Here is a 21242-nt window from a genome sequence, read left to right as displayed (position 1 = left end):
AAATTAAGTTCATATTCTTACAGTTAAAATCTTTATAGATAAAGCACCGTTAATATATTTAAATTTTAGTAATTTGTATTTATAAATGATCATGTTTTATGTCGAAATTAATTGATAGTGCAGAAAAATTTGTTTTTGATTTGTTTAAAAATGAATTAGACCAAAGTTTTTTATACCATAATTACACTCATACCGAGCGTGTTTTACGAAGTATTAGAGAAATTATTAAAAATACAGACGTTAGCAAAAAAGATGCTGAAGTACTAGAACTTGCTGCTCTATTACACGATACCGGTTATACCAAAACCAGAGAAGACCATGAAGAAGAAAGTGTAAAGATTGCAACTGCCTTTTTAAAAGATAATGATGCAGATGAAAAAACCATTGAAGCTGTGAACGAATGTATTATGGCTACAAAGTTTAAAGACTCACCTAAAACCGATCTTGGAAAAATAATTAGAGATGCTGATGCTTCACATTTTGGTAAAAAATATTTTAATGAAGCTAGTGAGTTTTTAAGAAAAGAGCTTGAAATGCAAGGCATTGCAACATATTCTCCAACCGAATGGGAAAACGAAAATATTAAAGTACTCACTAAAAAGCATGAATTTTATACAGATTATGCTTTAAAAAACTGGCAACCAAGAAAAGAGAAAAACCTCTCTAAACTCATAAAATCTAAGAAAAAAAGAAGAAGCAAACTTAAAACAGAAGAACTTAAAGCCAAATATAAAGCACAGTATAAAAATGAAAGTCCGGAGCGCGGAATTCAAACATTTTACCGCGTTGCTTTAAGAAATCATATTAAATTAAGTGATATTGCTGATACTAAAGCCAATATTTTATTATCTGTTAACGCTATTATTATATCGTTAGTTTTAGCTAATTTAATTTCTAAACTAGATACAAACGCTTATTTAGTTTACCCTACTGCCATTTTTACGTTGTCCTGTGTGGTTTCTATGGTGCTTTCTATTATTGCCACTAGACCTAATATTACCAGTGGCGAATTTACCAAAGAAGATGTTGCTAATAAAAAAGTGAACCTTACCTTTTTTGGTAACTTTCATAAAATGAGTTTAGAGGAATACGATTGGGCGGTTAACGAACTTTTAAAAGACAAAGATTACGTTTATAGCTCATTAACAAAAGACCTTTATTTTTTAGGAAAAGTATTAGAACGAAAATACAGGATACTAAGAGTGACTTACACTATTTTTATGATAGGTATGATTGTTTCTGTGCTTGCTTTTGGAATTGCGCTAAAAACTAATGGCGCCAAATTAAAAGATGTTGTAATTCCAGATGAAAATAACACTAGTTTAATACATTCTAATTTTGAAAATAGTATTGATAAAGAAGCTATTTATAAAATAGCTTAGGATTTTATCTCCTTCATTAAATCATCGTAAGTATAAAAGGTTTTTTCATCACCTTCATTTTTTTGATAAATGATACTTACTCGTATTGCTTTTAAACCTGTAACACCTTGTAAATCTTGCAGCTCTAATATTTCAACATCATTGTCAAACATATTTTTAGATTGCATAAAGCGTACATACTTTAAGTACTCAATTTCATCTTCTTTGTGGGAATAAATAATACTCATTTTTCCTTTGACAGTTACACGCTCATTTGTGCCTTTAATAAAGGCTTTATCTACACGTTTTTTCACAACTTCATATCTGGCATTGTAAGTTCCATCTACATCAAATTGCTTTTCATCCATTCTAAATTGAATAGACAATGGTTGATTAAACACCAAAATCATTGAAGCGACATCTAAACTAATAGGGTATTCATGTTGGTTTTGATAAAAACTATTTTCCATTTCGTACATAGCCTGCAGCTGCCATAATCTTAAATTATACAGGTATATAGAATTAAAACTCTCTTCTTTGGTAATAGACTCGCCTATATACATGTTATGTTCAACACCATCCGTTTTAAAACGTTCAAAAAAGTGAGGATACATATTTTGGGCGTCTACTTGTTTCTCATCAAGTATTGCAGACATGTTTTTATTTATAAGCGCAATGGTATCGTCGTAATTTTTTCTGTAGTAATAAATAACACCTAAGTTGGTATCTACTTTACTAAAATAATCTTCAATTTCTTCTTTTGCAAAATCCTTTTTCTCTAAAAAGTAAATGAATAACGGCTCAATTTCTTCTTTAAAAAATGTAGTTAATTGTTGCTCGGTATCTACTTTAAAATCAACTTTAATTTCAGTATTAAATGTTTCTATTTGAAACTTTAACTGCTCGTAAATTGGCAACCTTTCATTTTCAGGTAATTGGTCTAAAACCTTATCAACTAATGATAGTTGTAATGCTAAATCTTTTTGAGTAGCATGATTTCTTGCGTCTGATGATCCTTTAACGTCTATTTGTCCAAATAACGGATAAACATTATCAAAAGCTATATTATCAAATGAAGGTTTACTTCCTTTTTTTGTTTGACTAGCTAGTAAAAACTTTTTTGCAGCTTCTTTAAATCTCCATGACACACTTGGATGTATAGATGTACATTCTTGCTGTATTATAGCTTCTATTAAAGTTTCTTCTTCTCTGTTAGAACGCTCTACAGCAGAAACTATAAAAGGCATAACATCAACCAATTTGTTAGCATTTACACTGTTAAGCGCTTTGGGTGTTTTAGAAACAATTTCAAGAATTCCCATTAAACCTTCATCATTCGCAATAGGAGCAAAAATGGCACTTTTAATATTTTGTTCGTGTAAACTGGTAATATGTGGTGCGCGACCTTTTGCTTTTTCAAACATGCGGTCGACATCTGAAATTGTAAAATATTTATTTTCTTCTAACAATCTTTGGTAAGACCATTTGCATAAAGCATCAGAACATTTTAAACTATCAGAATTATTTAAAAGAAAACTATTACCTACCTCATAAATACGCTCAAAAGTATTATCTTCTTTATTATAAATTGCAAAACCAATCTGTATATCATTAATTCCTAAAAGCGATTTAAATATTTCGTGAAATCTTTCAACCAGATTCTCATCATCGCACTTTTCATTACCAATTAAAGCAGACTTTACATTTGATATCGATTGATCATCAGTTACATCAAAAATATTAGAAATTACAAAGCCTTTAAAAACATAACTATTTAGTGGAAATTTTTCTTTCCATAGCTCTATATTATCAAAATTATCTAGTAATTCGTCATAATCTTCCTTTGTGATTTTTTTCGCATTTTCATTTGGAATAATTTCACAAAAATCAGCATTGTATAAAATTTTATAATAACGTATAATACCGTTAGCATCTGGTATTTCGTAATAAAACGGTCTTTTAAAACTTAAATCATATCCATAACAAAAATTAAGAATAATGGTACATGCTATAATGTACACATCATCTTCTGGCATATTTTTAATTTGTAGTTCAAAATCGTCACCAGCAGTTTTTATAATATCTTTAAAGCGATCTGATGCATTAAAAATTAAATTATGAAAAGGTACTGATGCTGTTTTTATTTCATTTTTTGTTAAAAGTGGACTAAAAGTATCCTGAAGAATAGTGCTTATTTCCTTTTCTCTGGTTTGTAATATAGATATATCACTAAAACCATTTCTCAATTCAGGAAAAGTATCAGCTATTTTTAAAACCTTATTTGCTTTAGCTACAATATGCTCATCATCACTTTTAGACAACCTTTCGTATTGCTCTAAAAGCTTATTAAAGCCAATTTGTAGCTCTAAAGGCGATTCGATATTCTTATTAATATCCATGATATGATAATGCGTATAGTACAAAGTTACAAATTATTGTTTTAGTCGATATTAACAAGACTTCATAACAGTAAAAATGTTACAAACTAAAATGTTAAAAATGAAACGTTTAACTTAAAACAAAAAAAACTTCCCAAAAACGGGAAGCTTTAAAGATTTTTTTATGTTTTGTAAAGACTACTGGTTTCCTTTTTTGTAATCTTCTAAAAACTTAGCTAAACCAATATCAGTTAAAGGGTGTTTTAATAAACCTTTAATTGAAGATAATGGCCCAGTCATAACATCACTTCCAATTTTTGCACAATCAATTACGTGCATGGTGTGACGAATAGAAGCTGCTAAAATTTGAGTTTCGAAACCATAGTTATCGTAAATCTGACGAATCTCTGCAATAAGATTTAAACCATCTGTTGAGATATCATCTAAACGTCCTAAAAATGGTGATACATAAGTTGCACCTGCCTTTGCAGCTAATAAAGCTTGACCTGCAGAAAACACTAAAGTTACGTTAGTTCTTATTCCTTTATCTGAAAAGTATTTACAAGCTTTGATACCATCTGCAATTAATGGTAATTTCACAACAATTTGTGGGTGTAAAGCTGCTAAAGCTTCACCTTCTTTTACCATACCATCAAAATCTGTTGCAATTACTTCGGCACTAACATCGCCTTCAACAATATCACAAATTTTTTGGTAGTGTGCTAAAATATTAGCTTCTCCTGTAATGCCTTCTTTAGCCATTAACGATGGGTTTGTTGTAACACCATCTAAAACACCTAAAGCTTGAGCTTCAGCGATATCGTTAAGGTTTGCTGTATCAATAAAAAATTTCATATCTCTAGTTTTATACTGTTTTTAAATATTCTAATACTTCTTTACTTACTTTTTCTCCTGTAAATCCAAACTTGTCATCTAGAACTGTTGCAGGTGCTGAATAACCAAAATGGTCTAGTCCGAAAACTTTACCATTATCACCAACCAATCCTTCTAGATTTACTGGTAATCCTGCTGTTAAACCAAATAATGGTTTGTTTTTTGGAATCACACTGTTTTGATATGCTTTAGATTGAAGTCTAAATAGGCCTTCTGAAATCACAGAAGCAATACTTACTTTTAAGTTATTTTCTGATTCTAAAATTTCTGCTGCTGCAACTAAAGTAGCAACCTCTGATCCGTTTGCTATTAAAACTACATCTGGATTTTCAACTTCTTTTACTAAATAACCTCCTTTTTGTGCAGCTAGAGCTTCGTTATATCTTGAATTACCTTGTGCTGGTAAATCTTTTATACCTTGTCTTGATAGTATTAAACCTGAAGGTGTAGATGTGTTTTCTAAAGCCATTTTCCAAGCAACGCTTGTTTCAGCTGAATCTGCTGGACGTAAAGCTAAGAAGCTTGGTTTACCACTATGATTCTTAAGTTTTTCTAATAAACGTATTTGAGCTTCTTGCTCAACCGGTTGGTGTGTTGGTCCATCTTCTCCTACTCTAAAAGCATCATGTGTCCAAACATATTTTACTGGTAGTTCTTGAATACCACTTAAACGAATAGCTGGCTTCATGTAATCTGAAAACACAAAGAATGTCGCAACAACTGGAATAATTCCACCATGTAAAGCAATACCGTTTGCAATACAAGCCATAGTTAATTCTGCAACTCCAGCTTGTAAAAACGAACCTGAGAAATCACCTTTTTTAAGCGCATGTGTTTTCTTTAAGAAACCATCTGTTTTGTCACTGTTAGATAAATCTGCAGAAGACACAATCATGTTTTCTACATTTTCAGCTAAGTAGGCTAAAACTCCAGATGATGCAGCTCTTGATGCTAATCCTGCTTTATGTTCTATAGATGCAAAATCTAATTCTGGTAATTTACCTGACAAGAAGAAATCTAATTTATCAGCAAGTTCCGAATTATCTTTTCTCCAAGCTGCAATTTCAGCCTTCTTATTAGCTGCTTGAGCTTCTTTCTCTTTTAATATATTCTTGTAGAACGCTTGAACATGTTCATAAATATCAAACGGACTTTCAGGATTTGCTCCTAAATTCAACAAGGTTTTTTCGTAATCTGCTCCAGTATGACCAATAGGTTGACCATGTAACTCACAATACCCTTCAAACATACTTCCATCTGCAGCAACTGCTCCTTTACCCATTATAGTTTTTCCTATAATAAGTGTTGGTTTCTCTGTTTCGTTGTTAGCATCGGTTAATGCTTTTCTAATTTCATCATGGTTATGAGCATCAATAGTAACAACATTCCATCCCCATGCTTTGTATTTCATTTCGGTATCTTCACTTGTTACCTCATCTGTAGATGTTGATAATTGAATGTCGTTAGAATCAAAAAACATAATAAAATTACTTAAGCCTAAATGACCAGCAATTCTACCTGCACCTTGAGATATTTCTTCTTGAATACCACCATCAGAAATAAAACCATAAATTTTATGGTTCATCCAATCTCCAAAACGAGCTTGTAAAAACTTAGCTGCAATAGCAGCACCAACACCCATAGTATGTCCTTGACCAAGTGGACCAGATGTATTTTCAATACCTCTTTCTACATCAACTTCTGGGTGACCTGGAGTTATAGATTTCCATTGTCTGAAATTAGCAACGTCATCTTTTTTATAATTTCCAAGAAGATAATATTGTGCATACATTAAAGTAGATAAGTGACCTGCATCCATAAAAAAACGATCTCTAAAAGGCCATGTCATGTCTGAAGGATCGTAATTAAAAAACTCTGAGTACAAAATGTGCATAAAATCTGCACCTCCCATTGGCCCTCCTGGATGCCCAGAATTAGCCTTTTCTACCATTGCAACTGCCAAAGCCCTAATATTGTCTGCTGATTGTTGATCTACTTTTTTGTTCATTTTTATTATCTGTTTGTATTTAATAGCCTGTTACTTATAGCATAAATTAATTCTGCAAAACTAAAACATTTTATTCGAAATCCTCCTTTTTTACACTCTATAAATCCTTATAAATCTATAAAATGCGTATCTTTTTGAATATCTACAAAAAACCTTTTAAGTTTTAAAAAAAAAGAGCATTAATGTAAGAATAAATCAAAAAAATGCAATCGGTTGCGTTACTTTTATTTCTATGAGATTAGATAATAAAATCTAAATTTTAAAATGTTTAATTTCACGAAACTATAGTTTTTAAAACTTTCAAATATAAACAAAATAAAACAAGTGTAAAAAAAACACTTGTTTTATTTTACTGTTTGTAGAGGCAAAAAAAAACCTCTAACTTGTTTAAAAGTTAAAGGTTTAATCTTCTTTATTAGTGCGGGCGGGGAGACTCGAACTCCCACACCTCGCGGCACTAGATCCTAAGTCTAGCGTGTCTACCAATTCCACCACGCCCGCTAAAGGACTGCAAATATAAACAAGATTTTTAAATTGCAAACTCCAAAGGCTTAAAAACATTCTTTTTTCATACTTTTGATAAGAACTACATAAATACTTCATGAATAATATTCAATCTTATATTACCGAACATAAAGAAAGATTTTTAAACGAATTAATAGAACTTCTAAAAATACCATCAATTAGTGCAGATTCTGCATATAAAGATGATGTGTTAAAAACTGCTGAAGCCATTAAAGATAGCCTTAAAAAAGCAGGATGCAATACCGTTGAAATATGCAAAACAGATGGATACCCTATAGTTTATGGCGAAAAAATAATCGATAAAAATCTACCAACCGTTTTAGTTTACGGGCATTACGACGTACAACCACCAGATCCATTAGAATTATGGACTTCACCTCCTTTTGAACCTGTAATAAAAAAGACAGATTTACATCCTGAAGGTGCTATTTATGCCCGTGGCGCTTGCGATGACAAAGGACAAATGTACATGCATGTTAAAGCTATGGAGTTTATGACATCAACAAACCAATTGCCTTGTAATGTAAAATTTATGATTGAGGGTGAAGAAGAAGTTGGTAGTGCAAACTTAGCAACCTTTGTAAAAAACAATCATGACAAGTTAAAAAATGATGTTATTCTTATTTCTGATACAGGCATGATAGCAAATGATGTGCCTTCAATAACTACAGGCTTACGCGGACTAAGTTACGTTGAAGTTGAAGTTACAGGTCCAAATCGTGATTTACACTCTGGCTTATATGGTGGTGCTGTTGCAAACCCCATTAATGTTTTAACTAAAATGATTGCTTCTTTACATGATGAAAACAATCACATTACTATACCCGGTTTTTATGATAAAGTTGAAGAACTCTCAAAAGAAGAGCGTGCTGAAATGGCAAAAGCGCCTTTTAATTTAGAAAACTATAAAAAAGCTTTAGATATTGAATCGGTTTATGGTGAAGATGACTACACAACCAACGAAAGAAATTCTATAAGACCAACCCTAGATGTTAATGGTATTTGGGGTGGTTATATTGGTGAAGGTGCAAAAACTGTTATTGCAAGTAAAGCTTATGCTAAAATATCAATGCGATTAGTGCCACATCAAGATTGGGAAGAAATCACACAACTCTTCAAAAAGCATTTTGAAAGCATTGCTCCAAAAGGTGTAAAAATAAAAGTAAAACCACATCATGGTGGACAAGGTTATGTTACTCCAATAAATAGCGTTGGTTATAAAGCAGCTAGTAAAGCCTATCAAGATACGTTTGGCAAAACCCCAATACCTCAACGAAGCGGAGGTAGTATTCCTATAGTTGCGCTTTTTGAGCAAGAGTTAAAAAGTAAAACTATTTTAATGGGCTTTGGTTTAGATAGTGATGCTATTCATTCGCCTAACGAACATTTTGGTATCTGGAATTACCTAAAAGGTATTGAAACTATTCCGTTGTTTTATAAATATTTTACTGAGTTATTTGAATAAAAATAGTGTTATTATGAAATATGAATTTTCAATTTATTTGTCATTTTTCTTTCTAATTTTTTCCTGTTCAGAAAATAATGAAGAACTAACATCTAATAATACTAACTTACCTGAAGTTACTGTTATTTCCTCTGTAAATAATATTCTTTATCAACAAGATGTAAACCCAAACTCTGAAAATGTCTCAGTTACTAATCTAACTAATGCATTTGGGGTAGAAACAAATTACTTGTCTAGTAATTTCTATAATTCTCTAGTGTCATTTTACAATAGATTTACTTCCGATAATTTTATTTTACAAAAAAACATTGTCACTAATGAATACTATTCTAACACAGGATTGTGTAAAGAACCTAATGAGGACATAATGCATGTGACAAGCAACTACAAAAAAATAATAGTTTTTACTATAGAGCATCAATTAGTTAACGGAGCTTATCAATCTTATATGTCAATTCTAGATCGCGATAGTAAAACATGTCAGCGAGTTTTTGTTGGAAATTTTATTTTTCCTTCTAGTGGAGGTAATTTTTATGTTGAGGATAATAATATTCTAATTGGCTTTCGTGATGATTTATTAGATAAAAATAAAATAATCAATATTGATTTAAATAGTGCCCAAGTTATTGCTTCATTAGAATTTGAAAATACTTATTTTTCGTCAACAGTAACAGAAGATAAATTGGCTATTTTGTTTTACCAACAAGAAAATAAAGTTTATAACAAGAACACTCTAAAACCAGTAGAGGATTCTAGGTTTTATAATTTAAGTTCTACTGCTAATCCTTACTTTTTTAAATCTGAAATACATAACAACAAATTATATTTCGATGTTCAATTAGCTCAACCAAGTCCAGCGGCCTATACACCTGGTTATATTGATCTATCTAATAATGAGTTATATTTATTGGATAGCTATGATTTGATGGCAAAATATGCTAAAATATATGGTTATGGATTTAATTCTTTTGACAGCCATACTGCCTACCCAAAGAAAAACATAGCTGTTTTTGGGTTTACAAACAATCTTGATGAGCATGGACTCATTTATACAAATTATGAAGGTGAGATTCTTAAAATTATACCTTTAGAACATAAAGTAAGATATATTTTAAAAAATTAGGCTTTCTAGGAATAGAATGAAAAACCAACACTCCAACCACCTACTTCTACTTGCATTTGCAACCTTATTAATTAGTACTTCAGGACCTTTGGGTAAGTTTATAGATTTACCAACACCTGTTATTATTTGGTGGCGTTGTGCTTTAGGTGCATTGTTTTTATTCCTGTTTTGCACATATAAAAAAATTAGCATTAAAATAAAATCTAAAAGAGATTTACCAACAACTGTTTTAAGTGCTTTATTTTTAGGGACACACTGGATAACTTATTTCTATGCACTAAAACTATCTAATGTGGCAATTGGTATGTTATCATTATTTACATTCCCTGTAATTACGGCATTATTGGAACCATTTTTTATAAAATCAAAACTTGACCTAACACATGTGGCTTTAGGCGTTATGGTTTTAATTGGTATTTATATACTTGCTCCAGATTTAAATTTTGAAAACTCGCATGTAAAAGGTATCCTTTTCGGGTTATTTTCTGCATTTTGTTATGCACTGCGTAATCTTATAATAAAACAGCATGTGAATCGATATAATGGTACAGTGATTATGCTGCATCAAATTATCATTTTAAGCATTGTTTTAATTCCTTTTGTCTTTATAATGGGTACAAATAATATTTCTACCCAATATCCTTACGTAATAACTTTAGCTTTACTTACAACAGCAATTGGTCATTCATTATTTATTCACTCTTTTAAATACTTTTCGGTAAGTACAGCAAGTATTATTGGGAGTATACAACCTATTTTTGGTATTATAATCGCCTTTATGTTCTTAAATGAAATTCCAAAAACCAACACATTTATTGGTGGTGCTTTAATTCTTATTACTGTTGTTATTGAAAGTATAAGATCTAAAAAAAACTCAGCTTAGATATTATTTTACCTCTACACTTGTAGAATATGAATATTTATTCTACATTTGTAGAGAATATTCTAACTATGTAGAACAATGCAATTATCTAAAACCGAAGAAGAATTAATGAATTACCTCTGGAAACTCGAAAAAGCTTTTATGAAAGATTTTCTCGATACTTACCCAGAACCCAAACCAGCAAATACTACAGTTGCAACACTTTTAAAACGCATGACCGATAAAGGTTTTGTTGGTTATAAATTGTATGGCAAATCAAGAGAATATTATCCTTTAGTTAAAAAGAAAGATTATTTCTCTAAACATGTAAACGGACTCATAAAAAACTTTTTTAATGATAGCGCATCGCAATTTGCATCTTTTTTTACAAAAGAAACTAATCTTACAAAAAAAGAATTAGAAGATTTAAAAGCTTTAATAGACAACGAAATTAAAAATAAATAGTCATGCTAATTTATTTATTAAAATCCAGTGCATGTTTAGCAATATTTATGTTGTTTTACAAACTATGTTTAGAAAAAACTAGTGCACATACGTTTAAACGTTTTTACTTAATTGCGGTTATCATAATTTCATTTTGTATTCCTTTTATAACATTTACTGAATATGTTGAAACTGAATCTTTAAATCTTGCTTCTAATACAGAATTTAATAATATAATACTTACTAATAACAATGAAGGCAAATCATTTAAAGGTTATTTACCATCTATACTTGGGAGTATTTATATTTTAGGAGTCATTTTGTTCTCATTTCGATTCTTTAAAAACCTTTATCATTTATTTCAAAAAATTAAATCAAACCCAAAATTTAAAAAACAAAAATATATTAATGTTTTATTGCTCGATTTAATACATCCACACACCTTTTTCAACTACATATTTTTAAATAAAACGAAATATGAGCACAATCTTATTCCGAACGAAGTTTTGTTGCATGAGCAAACTCATGCAAAACAAAAACACGCATTAGATATTCTATTTATTGAAGTGCTTCAAATACTATTCTGGTTTAACCCATTATTATATTTTATAAAAAAAGACATTAAGTTAAACCATGAGTTTTTAGCAGATCAAGCTGTTATAAACAAAGGCTTTAACACAAAAAAATATCAACAATTATTATTGGCATTCTCATCAAATGCTTCTGATAATTCTTTGTCAAATGCCATAAATTATTCATTAATCAAAAAACGTTTTACAGTTATGAAAACAAAAACATCAAAAACAACACTTAGGCTTCGAAGTCTTATTATTTTGCCTTTATTAGCTATTTTAATCTATAGTTTCAGTGGTAAGGTTATCATAGAAAAGAATTCAATCGATAATAAAATCATTTCTAGCCAGCAAAAAGCAACCGCAAAACAAATTGCAGAATATAATACACTTGCCAAAAAGTATAATGCACAACCAGAAAACAAACGTGTTATTAAACTTGAAGACATTAAACGCTTAGAGTATTTATATAGCTTAATGAGTAAAGCACAAAAAGAAAACGCAGAACCATTTCCAAATTGCCCTCCACCGCCACCTCCACCACCATTACCCCTTACAAAAACTAACAGTGGAATGTCCCCAGAATTCTTAAAAACAAAAAAAGAGTTTGAAGAAAAAGGAAATAAATATGGTAAGGCAGTAAGCCTTTACTTAAAAGAAAAGAAAGGCAATCAATCTGAACTAAAGGCCATGTATACTGAGGTTATGGAGTTGTATGAAATATATAATGACTTAGCCAATAAAGAAAATCTTTTAGTTCCTCCACCACCGCCTCCTGCTCCAAAAGAGCCAGGTGCTCCAGAAATTAATGATGTTCCGCCACCGCCACCGCCAAAATCACCTTTGGATTATGTAATTGATATGGCGAAAAAAGGTGCTAAATTTTATTATAAAGGAAAAGAAATATCATCAGATAAAGCTATAGATTTAACTAAAAAAAATAAAGACTTAAACATATCTACAAAAACAAAGAATGGTTTAAGCATAGTGAAAATTAAAACTTAACCTTATAACGTATTAACATAAATAATATAGCTACTAGACCTGTTGGTTTTATAAATCTAACAGGTCTTTTCTATTAAATTATGTAACAAATTATAAACTTTAACGTTCTAATAGACAGTCAATCAAAATAAATCACATTATGTTAAAGCGATTCTTCATTATTTGCTCTGGAGCAGATTCCGATATTTTAGAGAACTGTTCTTCTGGAGAACAAAATAAATATGCTGGTATTGGTGCCACTGTTTTTTTTACAGCGGTTATGGCATTTATAGCAGCAAGCTATGCTCTTTACACTGTTTTTGACAATTTTTATACCGCTATTTTTTTCGGCCTTATTTGGGGTTTACTTATTTTTAATTTAGACCGTTATATCGTTTCAACCATTAAAAAAACAGGTAATGTTATAGATGAATTGATTCAAGCATCACCAAGAATACTATTGGCTGTTATTATTGCTTTAGTAATCTCAAAACCCTTAGAGTTAAAGATTTTTGAAAAAGAAATTAATCAGGTGTTACTTGAGCAAAAAAACGAAATGACTTTAACCAACAAAACTCAAATAGCAGAACAATTTACACCAAATATTGATGCACTAAAAAATGAAATAACGAGCTTACAGAACAATGTAGACACAAAAGAAGCTGAAGTAAATGCATTATATGACACCTACATATCTGAAGCTGAAGGAACAGCCGGAACCAAACTTTTGGGAAAGGGACCTGTGTATAAGGAAAAACGAGAAAAACATGATGCTGCTTTAGCAGAATTACAACAACTTAAAACAGAAAACAAAGCTAAAATCAAAGCCATTGAATCTCAAATTGGTCTATTAGAAAGTGACTATGAAACAAAAGTTGAAACCACTCAACCTATCATTAATAATTTTGATGGTTTAATGGCCCGCGTTAATGCCTTAGGCAAATTACCTTGGTTACCTTCGCTTTTTATATTTCTTTTATTTTTAGCTATTGAAACCTCTCCTATTTTCGCAAAACTTCTTTCTCCAAAAGGGACATACGATTTTAAACTTGAAGACCAAGAAACTGCTGTAAAAACAAATGTGCTTCAAAATAAAAATCAACGTGAAGCTATGCTAAAAACAGATCACGCCATAAACGATCGCATCTATAGCGATATAGAAACCGAAGACGAACTATACACTTACAAGCGTAAAAAAGCGAGAGAAATTATGCAATTACAAGCAGATGCCTTTTATAAAAAACAAAAAAATGCCTTATAGTCTTTTATGCAGCTGTTTCAGTTTTAAAATGATCGTATAAATCTTTACATCCAAAACCTATAATAGATAGCCTTTTGTTTTTACTTAAAGCTTCCTGATGAAGTTTAGCAATTGCATTTACACCATATTTGTCCATACTTTCAATATCTTGAACACTTATGGTAAGGTTAGTTACTTTTTCAAAAATATTTTCGAATTCATTTTGAAACATCTTAACATTATTTCTGTTAAGAGTTCCTTTAACTTTATAAAAGTTATTGCAATTGGTAATTTTTAAGTCCATAATAAGCAATTTTTAATGATTAAACAATAAACTTAGGGATAGCAATTCGTTGATTACAAGGTAAATATAGAAAACTTTAAAAGTAAAACCCTTGTTTTTTCGACCAATAGAATTTTACCATAGACGAAAAAATATTTAGTGTCAATTTTACCGATGAGTAACAGTTTAGACACAAGATTTTGCTATTTTTACCTCAATAAGAACATACTAATTAAGTAACACAATGAAAAAACTAATTATAATACTTTGCTTATTTTCTTTATTTAACGGCTACTCTCAAAGTGATGACGAAGCAGATAAAAAAGAAATTCAAAAAATATTAAAAAAGCAAAGGTTGGCTTGGTCTGATAATAATCTGGAAAAATTCATGGAAGGCTACTGGAAAAGTGATTCTCTTAAATTTTATGGTGCCAACGGCATAACCTACGGTTGGGAAAACACATTGGAACGCTATCAAAAAGCATATCCTACTAAAGACCATACTGGTAAACTAAGTTTTAAAATAAATGACATTTCTAAAATTAGTGAAGACGCTTATTACGTTCTTGGAGAATATCACATAAAACGAGAGGTTGGAAATGCAGACGGTATTTTTATGATTATTTTCAAGAAGATTAATGGTGAGTGGAAAATTATTGCTGATACCTCTACTTAAAAAATCAACTATTTAACAACAGGTTTATAGACAACCTTTGTAAAAACCGGATGCTTATCTAATAAATGTTCTTGACGAATTGGTTATTTCTCAAAACTACATCCGCAGTTTAGACAAACATCTTTCATCATTGAAATTACTCAATTATGTTTGCTATATGAAATACAATCACAAAGTTATACTCATGATAATTTTAGCAGCCATCACCATTTTTGGATTGGTAACTGGTAAGTATTTGTTTTTGGTATTTATGTTTCCCTTAGGTTTTGGACTTTTTAAAAAGAAAGATTCAGATTAAGTTTTTTTAACAAAATCTGTAATAATAACAATTTGCTGCGCTCCTACTTTACCTTCAATATACTTATCATTTTCATGATCTAAACGAATATTTCTTACTGCTGTACCTTGTTTAGCTACCATACTAGAACCTTTTACTTTTAAATCTTTAATAAGTACAACATTATCTCCAGCTTCTAAAATAACACCATTTACATCCCTATGAATTATTTTATTAGCCGCGTCTTCATGCTCTCCAGTAGCTCTTGCTAATGCTAATGCTTCATCATCTAAATACATCATATCTAACAAATCTTTTGGCCAACCTTCATTACGAAGTCTTTGTAACAGTCTCCAAGCCATTATTTGAACCGCAACATGCTCACTCCACATACTATCGTTTAAACAACGCCAATGGTTTGCATCCATATTTACATGACCTTCTATTTGATCTAAACAGGTTTTACATACTAAAACATCGTTAGCAACATTTTCATTTAATGATGGTGGAATGGTATATTGACTTAAAGCTTCTGTAGATTTACAAAGTTCGCAAGTATTTTTGCTTCGGTCTTTTAAGGTTTGTAGAACACTCATGAAATAGATTTTAGTTTTGCAATATTACGTTTTAAATTAAACTTATAATTAAATGAAAATTAAAAAGGATGCTCAATTGCATCCTTTTTATTAATCTAAAGTTTATTGAGTATTTTACTTTCTAAGTTCGGGAACCACACTATAAACAGCATCACCATGTAAGCCCGTAAAATATTTGTCTCCTATTTCATTCATTTCTTTTTTAGCTTCTTCATCTTTCCAATGCTCATTAAATAGCTCATCATCTTTATCAAACATTTTTTCCATATCTGCTAATGAATCTAAAAAATAAGCTTCAACAAATTGAGTTTTATCTGATCCGTAAGCATGATTCATAGGATAATATGCTTTTATATATTCGTTTTTATGGGTTACGTTTTCTGTATATTCCTTAAATGTTTCCATAAATTCTTCATTTGAGCCGTCTTCTGGAAAAGCAAAATGACTTGTTCTTAAATAAACAATCATTCCTTCTTTTACTTCGGCTAAACTTTTTGCACTAGGTATTGTTGCATAAATTTCATCTGAATGCATTGGTGAATAATATGCATTTTGTTTTTTAAAAAAGGCTTTTCTATCTGCTTCTTCTGGCCATGCTTCTTTAGACAATTCATTATTTCTTTTTGAAGCTAAGTCAATAGCATTCCAGTTTTTAAATGCTTGCACATAAATTAACTCTGAATTGTCTGGAGTCATGTTATGAAGATAAAAACCAGCAGCCATAATATGTTCATTGTTTTTAGTTACTTTATCCAAGAACTCTTTTTCTATGGCTTTCCATTCGTCCATTTTAAAATCTTTCATTTCCATATTCCAATGCATTGTGGTCATGGTTACATACTCTGGCCCTTGTGAAGCTTCATCTTGAGCTAAAATAGCTGTAGTGTTAAGCAATAAAAGCGTAGCCATTATTGCTGTAAATAATCGGTTGGTTGTTTTCATAATCTGTTAAAAATTAAAGTTTATAATGGTTAATATTAAATACAACTTTAAGATTTAAGGGCTGTTTGATTATGCTAATAAATATCTAAGGGATTGAGAGATGATAGTCAAATGTACAAAAAAAAGTAGTTGCTATAACATAAGATATTTTTATTGCTCACTTAATTTAACTTGCATTTTTTTGGACATACTTTTAATAACCATATCATAAGAATGATTTATTAAGTCTTTGATAAGTTTTGCAGATAGTTCACCATGATGAATATAAACACTGTTCCAGAGTTTTTTGTTCATATGATAACCAGGTTTTATAGAAGTGTAATTTTCTCTGAGTTCTAAAGCATAATCTGGATCACATTTTAGATTTATAAAACCTTCACCTGACTCCCACTCTTTTAATGAAGCTAAGGCAAACATTTTTCCTAAAACTTTAAAAACTAGAGTATCATCATCAAAAGGAAAATGCTCGGTCACTTCTTTTTTGCTTAAACAATATTGTCTGTATTGCTCTATATTCATTTTAAAATACGTTCCATTACTTTCTCAGGATGCTTTAATTCTGTATAACCAAATTGTTTGTAAAGTCCATGAGCATCGGCTGTTTTAAGCATCCAAACTTTACAGGATTGTAATTTTGGTTCTTCGTTAATAGCTTTTATTAATTGTTTTGAATAACCTTTACCTCTGTATTCTGGTAAAATAAACACATCCATTAAGTAAGCAAAAACAGTATAATCGGTGGCTATTCTAGCAAAACCTATTTGATTTTCATTTACATAAACACCAAAACACAAACAATTATTAATGGACTTTTTTACTTCTTCAATTTTTCTTCCTTTTGCCCAATAGCTTTCGGTTAAAAACTTATGAATAACTGTAATTTGAAGTCGTTTTTTATCCGTTGATATTTCTATCATTTCTTAATTAACTTTTGATTATTGTCTTCAATTTTTAAAGCCGAATAATCCAGCTTCCAACCAATAGTTTCAACAATAGTTTCAATAAGCAAAATGGTTTCTAAAGCTTCCTTTTGAGCAATTTGAATAAGACCGCTTTCTGGTATTTTGTCTTGAATATGCGATTTAGCTTCGTTATGTAAACCTGTTAAATCTGTAGCTTCAAACTTATTAAAGTATCCTTCGCTTTTATCATAATAATTTAAGTTAGTTTCTATAGATAATACTTCAGGTTGAGGAAAATGTTCCAATAAAATCTTTTTATTAGTATTGTCTGCTTTCAATATAATTTTAGACAAATCATAACCTACATGAGCTTTAGCATTTATAACTACTAAGGCTTTTTTCTTACTGGTTATCATTTTTAAAAAGCGTTCTTTTACATCTTCATAATGATAAATTTCAGCAAAATCACCTTCAACAGTAATAAACTTACACACTTTTTTAATCTTATCTAATAGTAGAACAGATTGTGCATTTACTAAGCTTTTCTTTTTTAAAGACTTTACGTAAGTAACAATTCCTAACGTTACTAAAACCCCAATTATAATTCCTAAAAAAGCTTCCATTTAATCTAATATTTTATATAAAATTGGTTTGCTTGGTGTAGCATCATTTTCAAAAGGTGCTATTTGAAGGTTTAAAAAATAAGCCCCATCTTCTACCTTATTGGGTACAAAAATAAACTCCGTAATTGTAGCATCCAACCTTAATTTACCTTTCGTATTCCAAAATGCATTATGAGCTAAAAGTTGGCATTCATCTTTCTCTTTATCAACACTCGGTAAATCTATTAACAAATGTTTTACCCCTTTTTCTCGTAAATAAACGGCAGCATCTTTTAATAAATAAGGTGGGTTTGTATTAGAATATTGTTTAGACAATTTCTCCGTTGTGTTAGGTATTGTTCTAATAACAATCGCTTCTCTTTTTTTATTGCCTATAGCAAATTGCAATTGCTTTTTAGATATAACAGAATCGCCATCTAAACTTTCTGGCGCCACTGTAATCACCTCTGCCAAAAAGAAAAATTGTTTTAAATTTTTGTTTATAGAATGTACTTCTTGTGTTATGTGACCAACACATTCTGTATGCGTTCCATGAGCATGTGGGTTAAAATAAATATTATTAAAATTTATGCAAGCACCATCTTTTACCGTAGCAATCCATTCGCCATCTTTTACGGGTTCAATTTTTGGAGCATCTACATACCATGCATTCACATTACTTTTTGATGCCCTTAATGGTATAGAAATATCTATGGGTTGCGTTAAATCTATTTGAAGTTTTCTGGATTTGTATTGAATTGTTGTAATCAAGATAAATTAATTTTAAATAAATCTGAAGCGATACCATCGCTTAAAAATTTGCCTTTTTTTGTTGTTAATAGTTTAGCATCATCAATATACAATAAATGTTGATTTATATACTTTTCAGATTGTTTTAAAAGGTGTTTTTTATAGTTTTTGCCAAAATCTGTTTCAACTTTTTCTATGGAAACTCCCCAAATAGTTCGTAAACCAGTCATAACATATTCGTTATATTTATCGGTTACAGAAAGGGTTTCTGTTTCAATTGGCAATATATTTTGTTGAATAGATTTTATGTATTTTGAGTTATTTCTAACATTCCAACCACGGTCTTTTCCGTTAAAAGAATGTGCCGAAGGACCAATGCCCAAATATGGTTTTCCTAACCAATATGCCGAATTATTTTTGCTAAAATAGTCAGGTTTCCCAAAGTTTGACAGCTCATAATGCACAAAACCTTCAGCTTCTAACTTGTCTATTAAAATATGAAATTGCTCTTGTGCTAATGCATCATCAACATTCTTCACAACCCCTTTTTTAATAAAGTTTTCTAAAGCTGTTTTAGGTTCAACAGTTAAAGCATAACTTGAAATGTGGGGTATATTATAAGATAATGCGGTTTCAATATTTTCTATCCATTCTTCATGAGTTAAATCTGGAATGCCGTATATTAAATCGATTGAAATATTATCGAAGTAACGCGTTGCGACAGACAAACAAGTTTTTGCTTCTTTGGCATTATGAGCTCGATTCATGAGCTTTAAATCGCGTTGAAAAAAAGATTGAACACCAATGCTTAAACGATTTATTGGGCTTTTAGATAATTCAATTATTCGGTTTTCAGATAAATCGTCTGGATTTGCCTCGAGTGTGATTTCTGGATTTTCCGAAACTTTAAAATACTTGTAAACAGAATCTATAAGTAATTCTAATTCTTGATTGGTTAACAAACTTGGTGTGCCACCACCAAAATAAATGGTTTCAACAGTTTCATCTCCTAGTTCTTCTTTACGTAATTCCAATTCTTTTACTAAAGCCTGAATGAGCTTATCTTTCTTTTTTAAAGACGTAGAAAAATGAAAGTCACAGTAATAACAAGCTTGCTTGCAAAATGGAATATGGATGTATAAGCCTGACATTATTTTTTAACTCTATCTCCATTCTGCTTCACAAAAGCATCCCAACCAGAATAGCTTTTACCAACCGTAACTTTTCCAGAATTATAAAAATGACACACTGCTGCGGCTAAACCATCGGTAGCATCCAAATTTTTTGGTAAAGTTTTAAGACCCAATAAACTTTGAAGCATTTTTGCCACTTGTTCTTTACTAGCATTTCCGTTACCTGTAATAGCCATTTTTATTTTTTTTGGCAGATATTCCGTAATTGGTATTTCTCTGCTTAAACCTGCAGCCATAGCAACACCCTGCGCTCTTCCTAACTTGAGCATACTTTGCACATTTTTACCAAAAAAAGGTGCTTCAATAGCAATTTCATCGGGATTATAAGTGTCAATAAGTTCTATGGTACGTTCAAAAATAAGCTTGAGTTTTAAATAATGGTCGTCGTACTTTTTAAGATCTAACTCATTTAGTTGTAAAAATGTCATGGTTTTTCCAACTACTTTTATGAGTCCGAAACCCATTATGGTTGTACCTGGGTCTATTCCTAAAATAATTCTTTCCTTAGTCATTCTGTTCACAATAATAGCATCCACTTAACGATATTGAAGCGCCAATGGTTACGGTTAAAAGGTTTCCGTTAAACGAGCCAAAACCATTAGAAATTGGAATAAAATCATCTTCAAATCCTAAAATATAAGAAGCGTCTAAATACAACGAAAGTTTATCTGAAATACCGTAATGAAATTCTATTCCACCCATTGTATTGAGATACGACGTTTCATTTTGAGTAAAATTTCCTAAAGGTTTTAAAATAGAAAAACCAGGTCCTGCATGAATAAAAGTCCCCATACGCTGTGGTAAAAAGCTAAAAATAGATGTAGCATTGTAAACCACTTGTAAATTTATTCGAGAGTAATTTAGTTTAAAATCTTGAGCATACTCTTGATTTGAAATTCTGCTAAAACCATAATCTAATTTAGCACCAAGTTTTGGCGTAAACATATACTGAACACCTAAATTTACTGTTGGGAAATTATAAATTTGCCCTTCAAAACCTTGAACAAAACCATCCCTTGAAGGATTATTTAAACCCAAGGCAAATTGCGCTTTAACCGTACTTGTATCTCCTTGTGAAAAACTTAAAACTCCATATGAAGTAAAGATTACCGTTATAAAAAGTTTCTTATAAATTTTAAAAATTGAAGACATACCGTAATATTGG

21 protein-coding genes and 1 tRNA gene are annotated in these 21242 nt (G+C 30.6%); 8 read left to right on the top strand and 14 right to left on the bottom strand.

Translation table 11 applies throughout. The features are described from left to right. The first annotated feature begins 98 nt into the window (after positions 1-98). On the top strand, positions 99-1382 hold the full coding sequence (locus MBM09_RS03810) for a Pycsar system effector family protein (RefSeq protein WP_238675529.1): 1284 nt from the start codon (positions 99-101) through the stop codon (positions 1380-1382). Here MBM09_RS03810 and MBM09_RS03805 read toward each other — a convergent pair. The 4 genes from MBM09_RS03805 to MBM09_RS03790 form a co-directional block, all read right to left on the bottom strand. Continuing rightward, entirely contained in the window at positions 1379-3760 is a 2382-nt protein-coding gene (locus MBM09_RS03805; RefSeq protein ID WP_238675528.1) for a GAF domain-containing protein, read from the bottom strand. The genes MBM09_RS03810 and MBM09_RS03805 overlap by 4 nt on opposite strands. A 177-nt stretch (positions 3761-3937) precedes the next feature. Beyond that, positions 3938-4594, bottom strand: coding sequence for a fructose-6-phosphate aldolase (fsa, locus tag MBM09_RS03800; protein ID WP_238675527.1), 657 nt, complete (start codon positions 4592-4594; stop codon positions 3938-3940). Between the two features lie 10 nt (positions 4595-4604). After that, complete coding sequence (locus tag MBM09_RS03795; RefSeq protein ID WP_238675526.1) at positions 4605-6641, bottom strand: transketolase; 2037 nt, start codon at positions 6639-6641, stop codon at positions 4605-4607. A gap of 419 nt (positions 6642-7060) precedes the next feature. Next, a tRNA-Leu gene (locus MBM09_RS03790) sits at positions 7061-7142 on the bottom strand. 100 nt (positions 7143-7242) lie between these two features. Here MBM09_RS03790 and MBM09_RS03785 point away from each other — a divergent pair. The 6 genes from MBM09_RS03785 (at position 7243) to MBM09_RS03760 (ending at position 13877) form a co-directional block, all read left to right on the top strand. Next, complete coding sequence (locus MBM09_RS03785) at positions 7243-8631, top strand: dipeptidase (protein WP_238675525.1); 1389 nt, start codon at positions 7243-7245, stop codon at positions 8629-8631. A gap of 13 nt (positions 8632-8644) precedes the next feature. Next, entirely contained in the window at positions 8645-9754 is a 1110-nt protein-coding gene (locus MBM09_RS03780) for a hypothetical protein (protein ID WP_238675524.1), read from the top strand. Positions 9755-9770: 16 nt separating this feature from the next. Next, positions 9771-10637, top strand: a complete 867-nt coding sequence (locus MBM09_RS03775; protein WP_238675523.1) for a DMT family transporter — start codon at positions 9771-9773, stop codon at positions 10635-10637. A gap of 78 nt (positions 10638-10715) precedes the next feature. Then, the gene (locus MBM09_RS03770; protein ID WP_238675522.1) at positions 10716-11081 is read left to right on the top strand and encodes a BlaI/MecI/CopY family transcriptional regulator; all 366 of its coding nucleotides are present in this window, start codon (positions 10716-10718) and stop codon (positions 11079-11081) included. Between the two features lie 2 nt (positions 11082-11083). Continuing rightward, the gene (locus tag MBM09_RS03765) at positions 11084-12637 is read left to right on the top strand and encodes a M56 family metallopeptidase (protein WP_238675521.1); all 1554 of its coding nucleotides are present in this window, start codon (positions 11084-11086) and stop codon (positions 12635-12637) included. Positions 12638-12776: 139 nt separating this feature from the next. Then, positions 12777-13877, top strand: coding sequence for a DUF4407 domain-containing protein (locus tag MBM09_RS03760; RefSeq protein WP_238675520.1), 1101 nt, complete (start codon positions 12777-12779; stop codon positions 13875-13877). 4 nt (positions 13878-13881) lie between these two features. On the opposite strand, the gene MBM09_RS03755 is transcribed toward MBM09_RS03760, so the two are convergent. After that, positions 13882-14160: an STAS domain-containing protein gene (locus tag MBM09_RS03755; protein WP_238675519.1), complete on the bottom strand. Its 279-nt coding sequence runs from the start codon at positions 14158-14160 to the stop codon at positions 13882-13884. Between the two features lie 223 nt (positions 14161-14383). Here MBM09_RS03755 and MBM09_RS03750 point away from each other — a divergent pair, with 223 nt between their 5' ends. Continuing rightward, complete coding sequence (locus MBM09_RS03750) at positions 14384-14815, top strand: DUF4440 domain-containing protein (RefSeq protein ID WP_238675518.1); 432 nt, start codon at positions 14384-14386, stop codon at positions 14813-14815. 294 nt (positions 14816-15109) lie between these two features. Here the strand turns inward: MBM09_RS03750 and MBM09_RS03745 are convergent, their stop codons facing one another. The 9 genes from MBM09_RS03745 to MBM09_RS03705 all read right to left on the bottom strand — a co-directional run bounded on the left by MBM09_RS03745 (position 15110) and on the right by MBM09_RS03705 (position 21229). Continuing rightward, on the bottom strand, positions 15110-15688 hold the full coding sequence (locus tag MBM09_RS03745; protein WP_238675517.1) for an alkylphosphonate utilization protein: 579 nt from the start codon (positions 15686-15688) through the stop codon (positions 15110-15112). Positions 15689-15802: 114 nt separating this feature from the next. Continuing rightward, positions 15803-16630 carry a hypothetical protein gene (locus MBM09_RS03740; protein ID WP_238675516.1) on the bottom strand — a complete coding sequence of 276 codons (828 nt, stop codon included), beginning with the start codon at positions 16628-16630 and terminating at the stop codon, positions 15803-15805. 150 nt (positions 16631-16780) lie between these two features. Further along, positions 16781-17149, bottom strand: a complete 369-nt coding sequence (locus tag MBM09_RS03735; protein WP_238675515.1) for an MmcQ/YjbR family DNA-binding protein — start codon at positions 17147-17149, stop codon at positions 16781-16783. Then, positions 17146-17547, bottom strand: a complete 402-nt coding sequence (locus MBM09_RS03730) for a GNAT family N-acetyltransferase (RefSeq protein WP_238675514.1) — start codon at positions 17545-17547, stop codon at positions 17146-17148. Before MBM09_RS03730 ends, MBM09_RS03735 begins: the two co-directional genes overlap by 4 nt. Then, on the bottom strand, positions 17544-18155 hold the full coding sequence (locus MBM09_RS03725; RefSeq protein WP_238675513.1) for a DUF4230 domain-containing protein: 612 nt from the start codon (positions 18153-18155) through the stop codon (positions 17544-17546). Before MBM09_RS03725 ends, MBM09_RS03730 begins: the two co-directional genes overlap by 4 nt. Next, complete coding sequence (locus MBM09_RS03720) at positions 18156-18905, bottom strand: cyclase family protein (protein WP_238675512.1); 750 nt, start codon at positions 18903-18905, stop codon at positions 18156-18158. It lies immediately after the preceding gene. Continuing rightward, positions 18902-20035: a radical SAM family heme chaperone HemW gene (hemW, locus tag MBM09_RS03715; protein WP_238675511.1), complete on the bottom strand. Its 1134-nt coding sequence runs from the start codon at positions 20033-20035 to the stop codon at positions 18902-18904. Before hemW ends, MBM09_RS03720 begins: the two co-directional genes overlap by 4 nt. Next, positions 20035-20589 carry a crossover junction endodeoxyribonuclease RuvC gene (gene ruvC / locus MBM09_RS03710; RefSeq protein WP_238675510.1) on the bottom strand — a complete coding sequence of 185 codons (555 nt, stop codon included), beginning with the start codon at positions 20587-20589 and terminating at the stop codon, positions 20035-20037. The genes hemW and ruvC overlap by 1 nt, the downstream gene beginning before the upstream one ends. After that, positions 20582-21229 carry an outer membrane beta-barrel protein gene (locus tag MBM09_RS03705; RefSeq protein ID WP_238675509.1) on the bottom strand — a complete coding sequence of 216 codons (648 nt, stop codon included), beginning with the start codon at positions 21227-21229 and terminating at the stop codon, positions 20582-20584. The genes ruvC and MBM09_RS03705 overlap by 8 nt, the downstream gene beginning before the upstream one ends. Positions 21230-21242: the final 13 nt, after the last annotated feature.

This window comes from Flaviramulus sp. BrNp1-15 (assembly GCF_022259695.1).
Classification (GTDB): Bacteria; Bacteroidota; Bacteroidia; order Flavobacteriales; family Flavobacteriaceae; genus BrNp1-15.
Note: the sequence above shows the minus strand (reverse complement) of the source record. Positions and strands in the feature narration are given on the sequence as shown.

Bases quoted from the DNA above. Each gene is read 5' to 3' on its own strand.
- MBM09_RS03810 (WP_238675529.1), top strand. From the start codon at position 99: ATGTCGAAATTAATTGATAGTGCAGAAAAATTTGTTTTTGATTTGTTT.
- MBM09_RS03805 (WP_238675528.1), bottom strand. From the start codon at position 3,760: ATGGATATTAATAAGAATATCGAATCGCCTTTAGAGCTACAAATTGGC.
- fsa (WP_238675527.1), bottom strand. From the start codon at position 4,594: ATGAAATTTTTTATTGATACAGCAAACCTTAACGATATCGCTGAAGCT.
- MBM09_RS03795 (WP_238675526.1), bottom strand. From the start codon at position 6,641: ATGAACAAAAAAGTAGATCAACAATCAGCAGACAATATTAGGGCTTTG.
- MBM09_RS03785 (WP_238675525.1), top strand. From the start codon at position 7,243: ATGAATAATATTCAATCTTATATTACCGAACATAAAGAAAGATTTTTA.
- MBM09_RS03780 (WP_238675524.1), top strand. From the start codon at position 8,645: ATGAAATATGAATTTTCAATTTATTTGTCATTTTTCTTTCTAATTTTT.
- MBM09_RS03775 (WP_238675523.1), top strand. From the start codon at position 9,771: ATGAAAAACCAACACTCCAACCACCTACTTCTACTTGCATTTGCAACC.
- MBM09_RS03770 (WP_238675522.1), top strand. From the start codon at position 10,716: ATGCAATTATCTAAAACCGAAGAAGAATTAATGAATTACCTCTGGAAA.
- MBM09_RS03765 (WP_238675521.1), top strand. From the start codon at position 11,084: ATGCTAATTTATTTATTAAAATCCAGTGCATGTTTAGCAATATTTATG.
- MBM09_RS03760 (WP_238675520.1), top strand. From the start codon at position 12,777: ATGTTAAAGCGATTCTTCATTATTTGCTCTGGAGCAGATTCCGATATT.
- MBM09_RS03755 (WP_238675519.1), bottom strand. From the start codon at position 14,160: ATGGACTTAAAAATTACCAATTGCAATAACTTTTATAAAGTTAAAGGA.
- MBM09_RS03750 (WP_238675518.1), top strand. From the start codon at position 14,384: ATGAAAAAACTAATTATAATACTTTGCTTATTTTCTTTATTTAACGGC.
- MBM09_RS03745 (WP_238675517.1), bottom strand. From the start codon at position 15,688: ATGAGTGTTCTACAAACCTTAAAAGACCGAAGCAAAAATACTTGCGAA.
- MBM09_RS03740 (WP_238675516.1), bottom strand. From the start codon at position 16,630: ATGAAAACAACCAACCGATTATTTACAGCAATAATGGCTACGCTTTTA.
- MBM09_RS03735 (WP_238675515.1), bottom strand. From the start codon at position 17,149: ATGAATATAGAGCAATACAGACAATATTGTTTAAGCAAAAAAGAAGTG.
- MBM09_RS03730 (WP_238675514.1), bottom strand. From the start codon at position 17,547: ATGATAGAAATATCAACGGATAAAAAACGACTTCAAATTACAGTTATT.
- MBM09_RS03725 (WP_238675513.1), bottom strand. From the start codon at position 18,155: ATGGAAGCTTTTTTAGGAATTATAATTGGGGTTTTAGTAACGTTAGGA.
- hemW (WP_238675511.1), bottom strand. From the start codon at position 20,035: ATGTCAGGCTTATACATCCATATTCCATTTTGCAAGCAAGCTTGTTAT.
- ruvC (WP_238675510.1), bottom strand. From the start codon at position 20,589: ATGACTAAGGAAAGAATTATTTTAGGAATAGACCCAGGTACAACCATA.
- MBM09_RS03705 (WP_238675509.1), bottom strand. From the start codon at position 21,229: ATGTCTTCAATTTTTAAAATTTATAAGAAACTTTTTATAACGGTAATC.